Origin of the sequence: Halarcobacter sp., from assembly GCF_963675975.1 — a bacterium.
GTDB lineage: Bacteria > Campylobacterota > Campylobacteria > Campylobacterales > Arcobacteraceae > Halarcobacter.
In genome coordinates, this window is record NZ_OY780939.1 from 1,754,218 (window position 1) to 1,769,273 (window position 15,056).

The 15,056-nt window shown below is 26.0% G+C and carries 15 protein-coding genes; 6 read left to right on the plus strand and 9 right to left on the minus strand.

Annotated elements, in window-relative coordinates; genetic code table 11:
- Nucleotide 1: 1 nt before the first annotated feature.
- Nucleotides 2-1,021: an amidoligase family protein gene (locus tag ACKU3H_RS08670; RefSeq protein WP_320033448.1), complete on the plus strand. Its 1,020-nt coding sequence runs from the start codon at nt 2-4 to the stop codon at nt 1,019-1,021.
- The gene (locus ACKU3H_RS08675; RefSeq protein WP_320033449.1) at nt 988-1,662 is read left to right on the plus strand and encodes a gamma-glutamyl-gamma-aminobutyrate hydrolase family protein; all 675 of its coding nucleotides are present in this window, start codon (nt 988-990) and stop codon (nt 1,660-1,662) included. Before ACKU3H_RS08670 ends, ACKU3H_RS08675 begins: the two co-directional genes overlap by 34 nt.
- On the opposite strand, the gene ACKU3H_RS08680 is transcribed toward ACKU3H_RS08675, so the two are convergent.
- The 3 genes from ACKU3H_RS08680 to ACKU3H_RS08690 are packed head-to-tail and all read right to left on the minus strand — an operon-like array spanning nt 1,617 to nt 7,053.
- Nucleotides 1,617-3,893 (minus strand): fatty acid cis/trans isomerase, encoded by a 2,277-nt coding sequence (locus ACKU3H_RS08680; RefSeq protein WP_320033450.1) that lies wholly within the window; start codon nt 3,891-3,893, stop codon nt 1,617-1,619. The genes ACKU3H_RS08675 and ACKU3H_RS08680 overlap by 46 nt on opposite strands.
- Nucleotides 3,894-3,896: 3 nt before the next feature.
- Nucleotides 3,897-5,255, minus strand: coding sequence for a dihydrolipoyl dehydrogenase (locus ACKU3H_RS08685; protein ID WP_320033451.1), 1,359 nt, complete (start codon nt 5,253-5,255; stop codon nt 3,897-3,899).
- Nucleotides 5,242-7,053: an ATP-binding protein gene (locus ACKU3H_RS08690; RefSeq protein WP_320033452.1), complete on the minus strand. Its 1,812-nt coding sequence runs from the start codon at nt 7,051-7,053 to the stop codon at nt 5,242-5,244. Before ACKU3H_RS08690 ends, ACKU3H_RS08685 begins: the two co-directional genes overlap by 14 nt.
- Before the next feature lie 175 nt (nt 7,054-7,228).
- Here ACKU3H_RS08690 and ACKU3H_RS08695 point away from each other — a divergent pair, with 175 nt between their 5' ends.
- The 4 genes from ACKU3H_RS08695 to ACKU3H_RS08710 are packed head-to-tail and all read left to right on the plus strand — an operon-like array spanning nt 7,229 to nt 10,248.
- Nucleotides 7,229-7,492, plus strand: a complete 264-nt coding sequence (locus tag ACKU3H_RS08695) for a DnaJ domain-containing protein (RefSeq protein ID WP_320033453.1) — start codon at nt 7,229-7,231, stop codon at nt 7,490-7,492.
- Between the two features lies 1 nt (nt 7,493).
- Nucleotides 7,494-8,933: a DUF4139 domain-containing protein gene (locus ACKU3H_RS08700; RefSeq protein WP_320033454.1), complete on the plus strand. Its 1,440-nt coding sequence runs from the start codon at nt 7,494-7,496 to the stop codon at nt 8,931-8,933.
- Nucleotides 8,934-8,944: 11 nt separating this feature from the next.
- Complete coding sequence (locus tag ACKU3H_RS08705; RefSeq protein ID WP_320033455.1) at nt 8,945-9,811, plus strand: ADP-ribosylglycohydrolase family protein; 867 nt, start codon at nt 8,945-8,947, stop codon at nt 9,809-9,811.
- Nucleotides 9,812-9,819: 8 nt separating this feature from the next.
- Complete coding sequence (locus ACKU3H_RS08710) at nt 9,820-10,248, plus strand: phosphate-starvation-inducible PsiE family protein (RefSeq protein WP_320033456.1); 429 nt, start codon at nt 9,820-9,822, stop codon at nt 10,246-10,248.
- A gap of 19 nt (nt 10,249-10,267) precedes the next feature.
- Here the strand turns inward: ACKU3H_RS08710 and ACKU3H_RS08715 are convergent, their stop codons facing one another.
- The 6 genes from ACKU3H_RS08715 to ACKU3H_RS08740 form a co-directional block, all read right to left on the minus strand.
- A complete protein-coding gene (locus ACKU3H_RS08715; protein WP_320033457.1) occupies nt 10,268-11,296 on the minus strand; it encodes a cytochrome-c peroxidase in 1,029 nt (342 codons plus the stop codon).
- Between the two features lie 278 nt (nt 11,297-11,574).
- The gene (locus tag ACKU3H_RS08720; protein ID WP_320033458.1) at nt 11,575-12,561 is read right to left on the minus strand and encodes an ATP-binding protein; all 987 of its coding nucleotides are present in this window, start codon (nt 12,559-12,561) and stop codon (nt 11,575-11,577) included.
- Complete coding sequence (locus ACKU3H_RS08725) at nt 12,562-13,692, minus strand: FIST N-terminal domain-containing protein (protein WP_320033459.1); 1,131 nt, start codon at nt 13,690-13,692, stop codon at nt 12,562-12,564.
- A 67-nt stretch (nt 13,693-13,759) separates the two neighbouring features.
- Nucleotides 13,760-14,545 (minus strand): exodeoxyribonuclease III, encoded by a 786-nt coding sequence (locus tag ACKU3H_RS08730; RefSeq protein ID WP_320033460.1) that lies wholly within the window; start codon nt 14,543-14,545, stop codon nt 13,760-13,762.
- Nucleotides 14,538-14,789, minus strand: a complete 252-nt coding sequence (locus tag ACKU3H_RS08735) for a hypothetical protein (RefSeq protein WP_320033461.1) — start codon at nt 14,787-14,789, stop codon at nt 14,538-14,540. The genes ACKU3H_RS08730 and ACKU3H_RS08735 overlap by 8 nt, the downstream gene beginning before the upstream one ends.
- Nucleotides 14,786-15,031 (minus strand): CBU_0592 family membrane protein, encoded by a 246-nt coding sequence (locus ACKU3H_RS08740; protein WP_320033462.1) that lies wholly within the window; start codon nt 15,029-15,031, stop codon nt 14,786-14,788. Before ACKU3H_RS08740 ends, ACKU3H_RS08735 begins: the two co-directional genes overlap by 4 nt.
- Between the last annotated feature and the right edge of the window lie 25 nt (nt 15,032-15,056).

Below are 15,056 nucleotides of genomic sequence, written 5' to 3' on the forward strand. Positions count from 1 at the left end.
AATGAATTATGAACAAAAAAATATAATTGAAGAAAAATACTTATCAGAACTTTTTTATACTAAAGATAATAAAAATCGTCATGTAGGTGTGGAGATAGAATATTCAAATCTTGATTTGAAAAAGAGTGCACAATTAGCCAAAGAGATTTTTAAAGGTGATATTGTTGAAAAAACTAAATATGAATTATCTTTAAAGGATTCAGATTATGGTGACTTTACATTTGAACTCGATGCACAATTGCTTCAAAAGATGCAAGATGATAATCTTTTTGAAAAACTTGGAAATATTATTGGAAAAATCTCAAGTGATTTAGATAATTTTGTAGATAAAACTTCAAAAAACTTTGTCCCTTTTGAGATTGCTATGCCACCAATTCCTATTTGTGAATTTGGAAAAGTTGATGAATTAGTTCAAAAACTTAGATTAAATGGAGCTTTGGGTACAACATATTCTTTTCAATATGCTTTTGGTGTTCATTTAAATATTGAGCCACCAAGTCAAGATATAGATGATGTATTAAAACTTTTTAAATCTTTTTTAATCCTTCAAAAATGGATTGAAGTTCAAAGTGAAGTTGATATTGCTAGAAAAATCTCACCTTTTATAAACAATTTTCCAAAAGAGTATATTGCTTTAGTTATTGATACTGAATATTGGCCAACAAAAGAGCAATTTATAAAAGACTATATAGATTATAATCCAACAAGAAATAGGGTGCTTGATATGTTACCTATTATTGCTTTTTGGGATGAAGATATAATAAACAAATATTTGCCAAAAGAGAAAATAAACAAAAGGCCAACTTTTCACTATAGATTGCCAAATAGTAAAGTTGACCAGTTTAGATGGTTTATCTCTCAAGAGTTACAATTATGGGTTATAGTTGAATTATTAGTTTCAAATGATGAGGTATTTAATCAAATGAGCAAATCTTTTTTAAAGCAACTTGACAGTGCTATTTTTAATAAAAATGAATGGATAGAAAAATGTCATCAATGCATAATAAACCACTTGTTGTAATAACAGGGCCTAAAAAAGGTTTTATATCTAGATTTTTTATAAAGTTTGCACTTTTTTTAAGTGGAGCAAGAAGTAAAATCATAACTCCAAACAATCCTGATTATGATATACAAATGGATGCTTTATTAATAAGTGGTGGAGATGATTTATATAATGCTTTTATTGAAAATGAAACTTGTGAGTTAGATGATATTATAAATTACGAAAGAGACGTTTTAGAGTATCGTTTACTTCATAGGGCAATAGAGGAAAAGAAACCTGTATTTGGAATATGTAGAGGTTATCAGCTTATTAATGTTTTTTTTGGTGGAGATTTATATAAAGATATAAGAAAAGATGGATATAAATATAGACATACCCCTTTTGCTTGGAAAGATATTTTTTTAAAAAAAGGCAGACTTTTAAATCTTTTAACAAAACAAAAAGAGATAAGAATAAATACCCTTCATCATCAAGCAGTTAAAACTGTTCCTAAAAACTTTAAAGTTGAAGCAATTGATAAAGATGACATTATTCAGTCAATCTCTTATAAAACCAAAGATAATCTAATTTTTGGGGTGCAATGGCACCCGGAATATCTTTTTTTTATGAAAAATCATTTAAAACTTTTTAAGATGTTAGTAGCAAATATAAAAGAGTGATCCTCTTCTAAACCTTTTTGATAATATCTATTTAGGTCAAACAAACCGCTTTCAATAGGATTTGATTCCTTAAATCTATTTTGAAACCAGTCATATACTTCCCAAAAGTTTTTATTGTTTCTATTTACAAAAAATTTAGAAAACTCTTTTTCATCTACTGCTTTTTCTAGCAAATCAAAAAACTCTTTTATATCTTTTTCTTCAACTACTATAAAATAGTTTGGATAAGAGCCAATAAAACCTTCAATAAAGTTTACTCTATCTTTTGTTACATCTAATCTTTCCTCTTCATTAAACATAAATGCAACACTATCATGCCATCTATTTATAACCATTGTATAAACTAAATCCTCATCATTTAGTTTAAATTTCATATAAATAAGATTGTAGTTACTACTAGAAAACTTTTTAAATCTATTCATTTTATTATTAAAGGCTACACTTCTTAGGGCATTTTCTACATCCTCTTTTGTTTTATAACTATTTGTTCTTTTTAAATTTGGGTTTTCAATATAGTTTATTTTATCTTTTGGTGTTTTTGTAAACTCTAAAATATTTTCTACTAATTGTTTATAATCTAAATTTATTTTAGCTTCATTATCTGAAGGAGTATATGTAACTAAATATTTTGTTAAAGTTCCTTTATACCAACTATTAAACATATTTTGTCTTTTATCTTTAGGTAAATATTCTAGAAAATTGCTTTCCCCTTCAATTCTTAGTCTATCCATATATTTTCTAACTAATAGTTTATGCTGAGTGTTTCCATAAACATCAAATCCTGCTACTAAAGAGTAATACAATCTTTCAAGTAAAGGATAATCTATAACCCACATTGTTCTAGGAAGATTTCCCAAAGCACCTTTATGAACAGAAGCTGAATCAAAATGTCTGTAAATAGTTAAAATAGCATCATTGTCTTTTTCGCCATACTTGTTCCCTTTCCATAAGGAATCTAAACTCACATTATTGTTATATTTTTTATATAAAGAGTTTTTGTTTTTATAATAATTAATAGTATCTTCATTGTATTTATAAATATCAATAATATTTGAGATTTTACTATCTCCACCATATTCATTTGGTAGGGCAAGGTTATTGAAGTTTTGTTCTAAAAAGTTTTTATCTTGTATTGTATAATCTAAGTCTGGATTTTTAAATGCCACCCAAAATTGATCATTTATTACATTTAGTGCAACTTGCCCTTTACACACTGGCCCTCTAATAAATGTCATTATAAAATAATGAACATCATCTAGCATAAATTTGTATCTTGAAACAGCTGGTATTTGTTTGAAAGCTTCTAAAGGATTCGCAGCAATTTTTGGATCGAAACTTGGAAAATAAGGCTTTTCTTTCCATTTTTCTTTTATAAATAATTTATTATATCTTTCTAGTTTTTTATCATTTAAATGATAAACCATATGTGTTTTATGAACTATTGTTGAAGTGATTTTTTGAAATTTATAATAAAATTTTTGTTTTGGGTCATTATAAGGAACTCTTGTTTTTACAGGAATATTTCCTTTTTTGTCATAAGTTCTAATAAGTTTATAGAAACTATCACTATCATCAAATTTTATATGGGCTAAGTATAGGTGTTCATAAATATATCTTGCTGTAACTTTATGTTTAATATCAGTTTTATTTAAAAAGTTTTCAAATTTTTTTAATGTTTTAGATATATTTTTATCCTCTTTAATATCATTTTTAATATCAGATTCAAGCCAAGATATTAAAAGTTTATGCTCTTTTTTATTTAATGCTGGAAACCCATAAGGCATCCCATGATATGGATTATCACTTAAATATTTATCAAGTTCTTTTAAATCTTTACTACAAGTTAAATCATCTTTTTCAGGGGAATAGCTTCCTATATTTTCAGGTTTTTTTTGTTTTTGAACTAAAAGTTCTTTCATAATATTTGTATTTTTATAGTTTTTTAAAACTGAATAAAAACCTAACTCTTCCCATTCTTTTTCATTTTTAGCATCTATAAAAAGCCTTGAAGGGTTTGCTGGTTTAATTCTATTTTGATAAATCTCCTCTTTTGTAGCTCCTCTTGTAAGCCCTTCAAAGGAACTAAGTTTTAATTGACAAGGGGAATTATAACAAGAGTGACACACTACACATCGTTTATCAAGTATTGGTTTGATATCTTTTTGAAAAGATAAGTTTTCATTTGCAAAGACAGAAATCGACATTAGTAAGAAAAGTAGGAATTTGTTCATATATTATTTGCTTTCAATTAATTTTATTGTATTTATAGCGGCTGGCAATAAAGCTTCACTTAGAGCAGGGTGGATGTATAACATCTCTTTTAGATGTCTTATGTCATTGTTTATATGCATAACAGTTAAAACCTGATGTATCATAGTGGCACTTTCAGGTCCTATCATATGACATCCAAGTATTTTATAGGTTTTTTTATCAACAATAAATTTAGTAAATGGATATTTAATTTTCTTTGATTGTGCTTTTGCACTGGCTAGCCATGGGGTTTTTGAAACTACACAATCAAGATTTTCCTCTTTTGCTTGTTTTTCAGTTATTCCTACGCTGGCAATTTCTGGGTGAGTAAAAACTGCGTGGGGCATATATTTAAACTCTAAAGGTTTTTTTTCATCTTCGTATAAATATTTATATAAGTAATTTATTTCATAAGCTGCTGCATGCTGAAGCATATATTTACCTGCTGCATCACCTACAACATAAATATCTTTTTCATCTGTTTCAAAATATTTATCTCTTTTGATATAATCTTTTTCATCTAATTTGATATTTGTATTTTCTAGTTTTAATAAGTCTGCATTTGATTGTCTACCTATGGCATAAAGTAAAGCTTCACTTTTGTATTTTTTTGTTTTTCCATCTTTATTTTCTAGTTTTATATCAAATTGATTATTTTCATATTTTGCATCTTTAACTGTGGTATTGAATTCTATATCAATATTTTTAGAAAACTCTTCAACAAAAGTTTTTGAAATCTCTTCATCTTCATTAGATAAAAGAGTATCTCCTCTTACAATTAGTTTTGTTTTTATTCCTAAAGCATCAAATACATTAACCAATTCACAAGCAATAAAGCCAGAACCAACAACACTAATAGATTTAGGAATTTCATCTAGTGGAAAAATATCATCACTACTCCAAGCTTTTTCAAAGGGTGGTTTTTTAGGTCTAGTACCTGTAGCAATTACAATTTTATCAGCTGTAATCTCTTCTTCATTTATTAAGATTATTTTATTTGATTTAAAACTTGCTTCCCCTCTAAAAAGTGTTACATCTTCATGAAGTCTTGATAGATAGTTTTCATCTACTTTTTCTATAAATTCATTATTGTCTTTAAAGATTTTTTTAATATCTATTTTATCTATTTTAGAATCAATATAGTGTCTTTTTGATTCTTGAATTGTTCTTATAACTTCAGCATAACCTATTAGTAGTTTAGAGGGAACACAACCTCTATTTGCACATGTTCCACCTAAAGCTGATTTTTCTATTAGTGCAACTTTTTTACCAAGTTTAGCAACTTTTGAAGCTAATGAAGAGGCTCTACCTCCTCCTATAATTATTAAATCAAATTTGTTCATTTTCATCACTTTTTGTTTGAAATAAAGGAAATTCTAAATAAAACTTAGCCCCTTTATCTCTATTTTTTACATATATATTTCCATCTAAACTCTCTGTTATAAGTTTATAGGTTAAATATAAGCTAATACCTGTACCTATAGATTCATGTTTTGTTGTAAAATATGGATCGAAGATTTTGTCAATAATATCTTCATCTATTCCACCAGCATTATCTTTTATAGTTATTAAAACATGATCTTTATTCTTTTTTCTTATGGTAATATCAATTGTTTTTGAATCTATATTTTTACTTTTAATAAAAGCATCTTTTGCATTAGTTAATACAGCATTGAAAATCTCTATTAATTCACTTCTTACAGCTAAAATATAAATATCATCTTCATCATATCTTTTTAATACTTTTATATGATTGTCTTGAAATGTTGGATTTAAAAATTCTAAAATTTTATCCATGTTATTTTTAACTTCAAGAGGTTCTTTTTTCTTATCATCAACTTCAATGTATTCTCTAAAACTATCAAGGGTTTTAGATAAATATTCAGCTTGTTCTAATATGGAGTTAGTGAAGTTTTCAAAGTGTTTATTATCTAACATATTCATCTCTTTTTCAACTTTTAAACCACTTGCACAAGTTGTAATCACACTTAATGGTTGTCTCCATTGGTGAGAAATATTTGTAATCATTTTACCAATCGAAGCCATTTTAGATTGGTTAAAAATATGTACATCTTGTTTTCGTCCCCTTTTTACTTCTAAAGCAACTTTTTTATCAAGCTCTTTATTTAATCTTATTAATTTGTCTTTACCTAATGCTTGTTTATAAAATAAGAAAAATACAAGGGCTAAAAGTAAGTATGTAACTATTATTTTTGTTACTAGTTCATTTCTATCATTTAGCATAAATTTATCAGGCTCACAGATACATAAAACAGCCACAACCTCTTTTGAAATAGGGTTTTTTATAGGTATCATTGTTTTTACAATATTTAAATCATTTTCAAGAACTGATAGAGGTTCCCCTTTTGTTAGTATCTCTGTATAACTTTTTGAATTTGTTGAGGTACTAATAGGTGGATACTTATTATAAATTGATTTTTCATAATAGAAATTTTTATTTGGACTTTCAATATAGTTATAAAGTTCATCTTTAAAAAGTTTTTTATCAACAATATCTTTTTTTATTAAAAAACTTAGATTTAAATTATAGGTTTTATACATAGTTTCAACCATTGCCAAAACACTAAAAGAGATCTCTACACTTCCAATATGCTCATTATCTTTTGTAAATAAGGGGTATACAAATCTAAAGCCATTAAAAATTCTACCCTCTTCAAAACCATCTATATATTCTTTATATTCATTTACATATTTTACTGTTGATCTTATTTTTGTTAAATCATCACCATATTTTTTAGGTCTGTGCATTCTTAAAAAACTTTCATTATCAGGAAGATGAAAATGAAGTTGTTTTAGGTTATATCTTTTTAATTTTTCATATTTTAAAGCTAAATGGTTTAATAACTCTTCTCTTATTTTATTTTTTTCTAATTCATTTGATTTATATGCTTCTTTGAAGATATTTATAGTTTTGTCTGTATTTATATCTGTATCAAATATTAAGTTTGATAATACTTTATATTCATCATATATTGCTTTAAACTGTAATAGATGCTGATTTGTTTTTTTATCAAGATAATTTATAATATTTTTTTCGTATTGTAAAATATATAAGGTAATTAAAAAAGTGGTAAGAAGAAAATATAAAATTGAAAATTTTATTATAAGGTTCTTTTTCAATATCTATCCTTTTTTATAGAAGAAGATATATTAGCATAAACCATGGCAAAAGTAAATGTTATATTTTTTATTATATTTTTATTATTATTTTATTTTAATTAGATATTAATTATTATAAAGTATGATTGTTTCACAGTTAATATACAATATTTTTTAATAATTTTAGGGAAATGAAATGGAATATGAAGAGTTTGAAAGAGCAGTTGATTTTTTTGGGATACTTACTAATACTTCAAAAAAAGATTTGAAAAATAAGTATTTAAAGTTGTCAAAAAAATACCATCCTGATATGCCAGAAGGCAGTGAAGAAAAGTTTAAAGAGCTTCAGGATTATTATGAGTTATTGAATAGATACATGGATTCATTCGCTTACTCTTTTGATGAGGAAGAGTTTAAAACTCAATTTCCATCATTTACAAATTACAAAAATTGGAGATAAAATGAAAATTATATTACCCTTACTTCTTGCTACAACAAGTTTGGTTTTTGCAAATAATAGTATTAAAAGCTTGGATATTTTTAAAAATAAAAGCTTTGTAAATCAGTCTTTAGATTCTAATAAAAATAGTTTGAATCTATTAGGAGTTGTTAGTCTTGAAAATATTAGATTTTTAATGGATTCTTCATGTAAAGTAAACAGTTTTGATATAGAAATAGAAGATTATGAAAATGATAAACTAAGTACTGATATAAATAATCTAGAAGAAAAAATAAATAAAAAAGAAAATGAGATCAAAGCACTAAATAGTAATATCTCTTTTTTAGAAAAAAGTAATTTGTCTAGTTTAAAAGATTTAAAAGTTTTAGAAAAAACATCTTCATATATAACAGAGCAGATTTTAAAAGACTATAATAAAATTTATAGCTTAGAAAATCAAATAAAAAAAGATAAAGAAGAGTTACAAGAGTTAAACAAAAAAAGAATAAATAGTAAATATACAAAGTTGAATTACGATATTGCTTGTAAAGATAAAGTTATAGTAAATTATCCTATTTATACTTTAAAAAAACAAGCTTTGTATGATATAAATTATGATACTGACAAAAAAAATTTAGAATTGAAAAATCAATTATATATAACACAGTCTAGTGGAATGGATTTAAAAGATATAGATATAAATCTTTATACATATAATTATATAAATCAGATTAAACCATATAATTTTGTTCCTGAGTATTTAGACCTTGAACCAAAACAAGAAATAGCATATGCCAAAGCTATGAATGATATGCAACCTGTAATGATGAAAAGTGCCAGAGTTCTAAAAAAACCTACATTTGAATATCTAGAAGATAATACAAAATCATTTTTCAAAGCTTCACATATTGATTTAATAAGTGGAAAAGAAAATAAGGTCTTATTTGCAAATGATATTTATAAAGCAGATGATATTTTAGAAATAGATGGATATTCTCAATCACAAGCATTTTTTAAAGTTAATTTCAAAAGTAAAAAGCTTTATGGGATCAGTAATGCAAATCTTTATTTAGATGGAACATACGTAGGAAAAAGTAATTTAGATGAAATAAAAAAAGATAAAGATTCATCTATATATTTTTCAACAAATAGGTTTATTGATATTGAGAAAAAACTTTTAAAAGATTTAAAAGAGGAACCATTTTTCTCAGTTAATAAAATTAAAACAGAAAAAATATGGGAATATAAGATTACAAATAATAGTAATGTAGCTCAAAAGATTGTTTTACTAGAAAGAGTTCCTGTTTCTAAACATGAAGATATAAAAGTAAAACTAATAGGAAAATCAAAAGAGACTAAATTAGAAAAAAATGGTAAAATTTATTTTGAATTTAATTTAGAACCAAAAGAAACAAAAGAGATTAATTTTGGGTATGAGATTGAAAAACCTAACAAAAAGTGAGGATATAAATAATGTTTGATAAGAAAAAAGTAAAAGAATTAGTTCTAGTTTCACTTGTAGCAGATGCTTATTGTTTAGGAGCACATTGGGTTTATGATGAAAAGCAATTAGAAGAGTTGGATATTAACTGGGAAGAGTTAAACAATGCTAAGTCTCTTTGGCATAAAGGAAAAACTGCTGGTGAATTTACCCACTATGGAGATCAATTATTGTGGTTATATCAATTTGTACAAGACAAAGATAGTTTTGATATAGATGAATATGTTAAATATTGGAAAACAAAAGTAGATATATACAATGGATATATTGATTCAGCTACTAGAAAAACTGTAGAAAATATTGAAAAAAATATTGTCCCTACAGGTTCTGATTCAACTGATTTATCTATTGTTGGAAGAATAACTCCTTTATTATTAGTTTCTAAGACAAAAGAAGAGTTTTTAAAAAATGTTGAAGATTTTGTGAAAGTAACTCATAACTCTTTGGAAGCTATAACTACATCAAAATATTTTGCAAAACTATTACTTGAGGTTTTAGATGGAAAAGAGATTGAAGAGTCAATCTTATTTTTAAAAGAACAATTTGATACAAAAATTCAATCATATATTTATAGTGGTGTTGCTTCCAAAACTGATGATACATTTAATGCGATTAGAGGTTTTGGACCAGCTTGTGATATAGAAGGTGGTTTTCAAGGAGTTATTCATCTTTTATGTAAATATACAAATTTAAAAGAGATGTTAATAACTAATGCAAAAGCTGGAGGAGATAGTAGTGCAAGAGCTATGATTGCATCAGTGATTTTTATGGCACAAAAAGATAAAACACTTGCATCTATCCCTTCTTCTTGGTTAAATATTAAAGCAACAATAATATAAGGTAAAGAATGAAACCATTAAAGTTTTTTAAAGATAGATTTTATATAGAATTCACTGTAACTACAGTTTTATTTTTAGTTGCTTTATCGATGAATAAATTGATGGAAGCAATTATTTATATGTTGTATTTTATCATATTTCTAGAAATAGTTAGAACTGTAGTAAATTATGTCAGAGAACAAAGAGTTATAATCTCATCTTTAGTAGATGCTTTTATCATTTTAGCTTTAAGAGAACTAATAGTAAATCTAGTAAAAATCAATAATGAAACAATAAAATCATTTGATGATTTATTTGCAAGTAGCTTAAATCATAATCTTTTAGTTATAGCAGGAGTGATTTTGTTTTTACTTTTAGTTAGATATTTGGCAGTTAAAACTTCATATACATATTTAATTGAGAATAAAAAAACAAAAAAAGAGGAAATTGAACTTTAGGGGAAATCCCTAAAGTTTTTTAGTTCATATCTGGTTTTGGAGTTTTTTCTGTAATTACAGGTAACTGAGGATATTTAATCTCAGGTTTCTCACCAGTTAATGATTTTAAGAAAGTAGAAATTTTAGTTGCATCAGCATCTGAAATTTTTGTACCTAATTGGATATCTCCCATTAATTTTACTGCATGATTTAAAGACCAAACATTACCATTATGGAAATATGGAGCAGTCTCTTCAATATTTCTAAGAGTTGGAGTTTTAACCATTCCATCTTTAGTTCCAGTAAATCCACCAACATTTAAGTCATATTTAGAAGCATCAAATGGCATCATTGTACCACCTAAACCAATATCGTTGTGACAGCTAACACAACCTTTATCGATAAATACTTTTAACCCTTCTTTTTCTGCATCATTTAATGCTTTTAATTCTCCATCTAAAAATGCATCATATCTTGATGGTGTAATTAAAGTTCTTTCAAATACTGCAATAGTATCTGTGATTAGTTCAAATGTAATTTTTACATCATCACCATAAGTTTTTTTGAATTCTGAAACATATCCTGGCATAGAAGTAACTCTTTGCACAACTAAGCTTTTAGGAGCTGCCATTTCTGGACCTGCTTGAACTGGACCTTGAGCTTGAGCTTCTAAGTGTGGATCTCTACCATCCCAGAATTGAGCTTTATTTAATACTGAGTTGTAAACAGTTGGTGAATTTAAGTGAGCTGGATTTGGAGTCCATTTATGACCAACAGCTGCACCAACACCATCAACACCACCCATTGCCAAGTTGTGACATGTATTACATGAAATAATACCTGATTTAGATAATCTTGGATCGAAATATAATTTTTTACCAAGTTCTACTTTTGCGTCAGTAATTGGGTTTTTTGGATTATCAACAAGTTTTAAAATCTCAAGTTGAGATTGTGGAATTGATTTTAATCCTGCATCTTTTGCTTTTTTGATTAATGCTGCATCAGACATTGCAAATGCACTTACCCCTGTAAACATAATTGTAGCTAATGCTAAACTAATTTTTTTCATATCTTCTCCTTTTGTAAATTAGATAATTAAAATCATAGGATAATTTTTATTAAATAAAAATTAAATTAAATGAAAAAAATTTTCTAAATATAAAAGTTCAATTTTATTTAAGAAAATGCAATTTATGGGTATTTTTTTGCTATTATTGAGTGGTAAATCAAGGAAAATATAAACTTTCCTTAAATATAAAAATTAATATTTCAATATTTTTATTAAGATTTTATCTTATATATTAAATAAAAACTTTAAATAGTAATTTAATATTTTAATTAAAAATGTTAATTTGAAGTATTGGATTTTGGAATAGATATATTAAAACATGCACCTTTATATGTAGTTCCATCAAGGTTTTTATTTATATTTGTTACACTAAGTTTACCATGCATATTTTTTTCAACAATATCTTTACTCATATAAAGACCAATACCTGTGCCTTGACTTTTATGTTTAGTAGTGAAATATGGATCAAATATTTTTTCTATAATATTTTCATTTATTCCCCCTGCATTGTCAATTATGGAGATTGTATTAAATTCATTCCCTTCAAGTATATCAATAAAAACTATTTTTTCTTCAACTTCACTTTCTAATAATGCATCTTTTGCATTGTTTAGTATATTAAGGAAAACTTGAATTAATTCATTTGCAAAACCAAAACTTTTTTCTGAAAAGTGAGCATCTTTTTTAATATTTATATAAATGTTATTGTTTTTGTAAGTACTTTCAACAATATTAAAACTCTTCATAAATATATCTAAAATATCAAATTCAACTTTTTCTTTGTCTTTTTTTAAATAACCTCTAAAATCTTCGATAGTTTGTGTAAGAAATTTAGTAAATTCAAGTATTTTCTCATATGAATTTTCTATATCTTTTCTTTCACACATGTCTAGTTCTAATTCAAGTAACATTCCACTAGATATAGTGCTAATTGCACTAAGAGGTTGTCTCCACTGATGAGCAATATTACCTATCATCTCACCCATTCCTGCATATCTTGACTGTATAAAAAGTTGTTTATCTTTTTCTCTATTTTTTTGAACTTCTGTTTCTATTCTTTCTTCTAAAGAGTCATTAAATTTTCTTAATTCACTAGTTGAAATTTCAAGTGCACGCTCTAATCTATAAATATTAGAATCTGTATTTTCATATTCTTTTGATATTAAATTTAAAAGTTTTTCAAATTTTTTCTCATCAAGATTTTCATAACTATCAATTCGTAATTTTTTTAATTGTCTTGCTAGTACTTTATTTTCAATATTCATTTAAGATTCCCAAAATAGGGTTAAAGTCATTGTTTGATTATGAAGATCACAAGTCCCATCATTTAATGGAGAGATCTCACCATATGAATAGTATCCTATTAGAGTAACTTTATCATCTAGAATATCTTTTATTACTTCTAATTCCTCTTCTATTTTTTGTCCCATAATCAATTTTCTACCAATACAACTTACTGCTATACAAGCAGCATTTTCACTTTTGTAATCAAACTTATGAAGTTTTTCTCCTGCATCTTTTGCACCTTGAACAAGCTCATCAAAAGTTGCTTTCATAAACATTACTTCACTTCCATTTGGTATATCTCCAGCAAAAGTTATTGATTGTTCTTTTTTATTTATACCTAAAATTGTTCTAACTTTTGATTCTTTGTATCCTTCTTCTTTTATCATAAGTGGATATAAAAGTCCAGATGCTGGAAGTTCTTCTGATTTATCTCCAAGATATTTTTTATAAACTTCAAGTGCAGGTTCATGGTCTAATTTATATAAGATATTATTTTTGGCTTCAGTAACCATTCTATCTATACCAAATTTTTTCCAACCACCACCACTAGCATATGCTGTGTGTATATTTTCTCCATACAGTCCAACTGCAGTTATGTAATTTGAAACAGGTTTATTATCTACTAAAATCCAAGTTTCTTTAAAATCCGCTCCATCTCCAGCTAAGCCACCAGTTATGATTAGATCTTTTGAAATTTTATTAAAACCTTTTGTTAGTTGAGAACCATTTATATTTAATCCATCTGATAAGACAAAAATAGATTTAAGATTTTTATCAAAAAGATTATTACAGATTTTCTCTCCAACTTCAAATGAGTTTTCAGCTTTATCGCATTTTACTGAACTAATTTTTATAAAAGATTTTTCAAACTTCATTACAACTACACTTAGACTTGATTCATATACTAAATCATCATATATTTCACCAGCAGTTGAACAACCTATAATTTGCGATTTTTTAAAAGTGGATATAAGTTTTTCAAAGCCATCTTTTACATGTTCAAATTGGGTTGAACCAAAACATATAATTAAAGTATTCTCACTATCTAACGATTCATCAAAAGGTTTGTTCCAATTATTCTCTTCATAAAAGTAGCTTTGAGTTTGCATATTAATCTTTTTTATAATTTATTTTTAAATAAACATTATATCATTATATAAATAAATTATTGTTTTATTAAAATTCTATTTCAAGTGCTATTGGGCAGTGGTCACTTCCCATTATTTCTGACATGATATATGCATTTGAAATATTATTTTTTAAATCTTCACTTACATAGAAATAATCAATTCTCCAGCCAACATTATTTGCTCTTGCATTTGCTCTATAGCTCCACCAGCTATAACTGTCTGTTAAATCACCATTTATATGTCTAAAGGTATCAATATATCCATGAGATAAAAATTTAGTAATCCAGTCTCTTTCCATAGGTAAAAAGCCAGAAGTGTTTTCATTTGCTTTTGGTCTAGCTAAATCTATTTCAGCATGAGCAGTATTTACATCTCCACAAACTATAATTGATTTTCCCTCTTTTTTTAGGTTTTCACAATGTTCTAAAAATCTGTCATAAAACTCCATTTTATAAACTAATCTTTCCTCTTTTGATTGACCATTTGGGAAATAAACATTAAAAAAAGCTATCTCTTTATCTCCTAAAGTAAAGTGTAGTTCGTTTATTCTTCCCTCATCTAGTATATCTACACTAGGGCAAGTTGATTGAAAACTAGGATTTATATCAGTAAATACCGCTGTTCCACTTCTACCTTTTATTGCTGATTGTGAAGCAAATACAGTATCATAGTTTTTTTCAAAGATTGAATTAGGTATTTGCTCTTTTGTTGATTTTGTTTCTTGTACTCCTAAAAGATCGATGTTAGCTTCATCAACCCATTTTAAAGCTTCTTTTTTATCAACTGCACGAATTCCATTTACATTCCATGAAACAAATTTATATTTAGTCATTATCCTTATTATCCTCTTTTTTTATTTTTTCTATTTTTTCAATTTCAATAAATTTTTTATCATTTTTTTTAATTTTTTCATCATCTTTTGAACTTTTATTTAAAAGACCAATTTTACCTAAAAAACTGCCAGATTTAACTAAGGGATCACCTTTGCCACCGTGAGTTTCTATTTTTCCATTTTCATAGGCAAATAAAGATGAAGAAAATATAAAAAATGATAAAGTTAAAACATATATTTTCATTTTCTATCTCCTTTTAAATTTTTATACATTCCTAAAATAGTTATTATTATCCAAAAAATTTCTATTACAAATGAACCTAAATTGAAATGTACAAAAAGTGAAATTAGAAGTAATATTGCACCAATTAGGTTTAATACCTGATAAGTCCATGAAGTTATTTTTTTCTTCTCAGTTTGTAACAAAAAGTAAGCTACAACAACAAAAACCATACCTATAAAGCCTATTAGTTGGAATATATCCATATCTTTCCTCATTATTAAGTCTAAA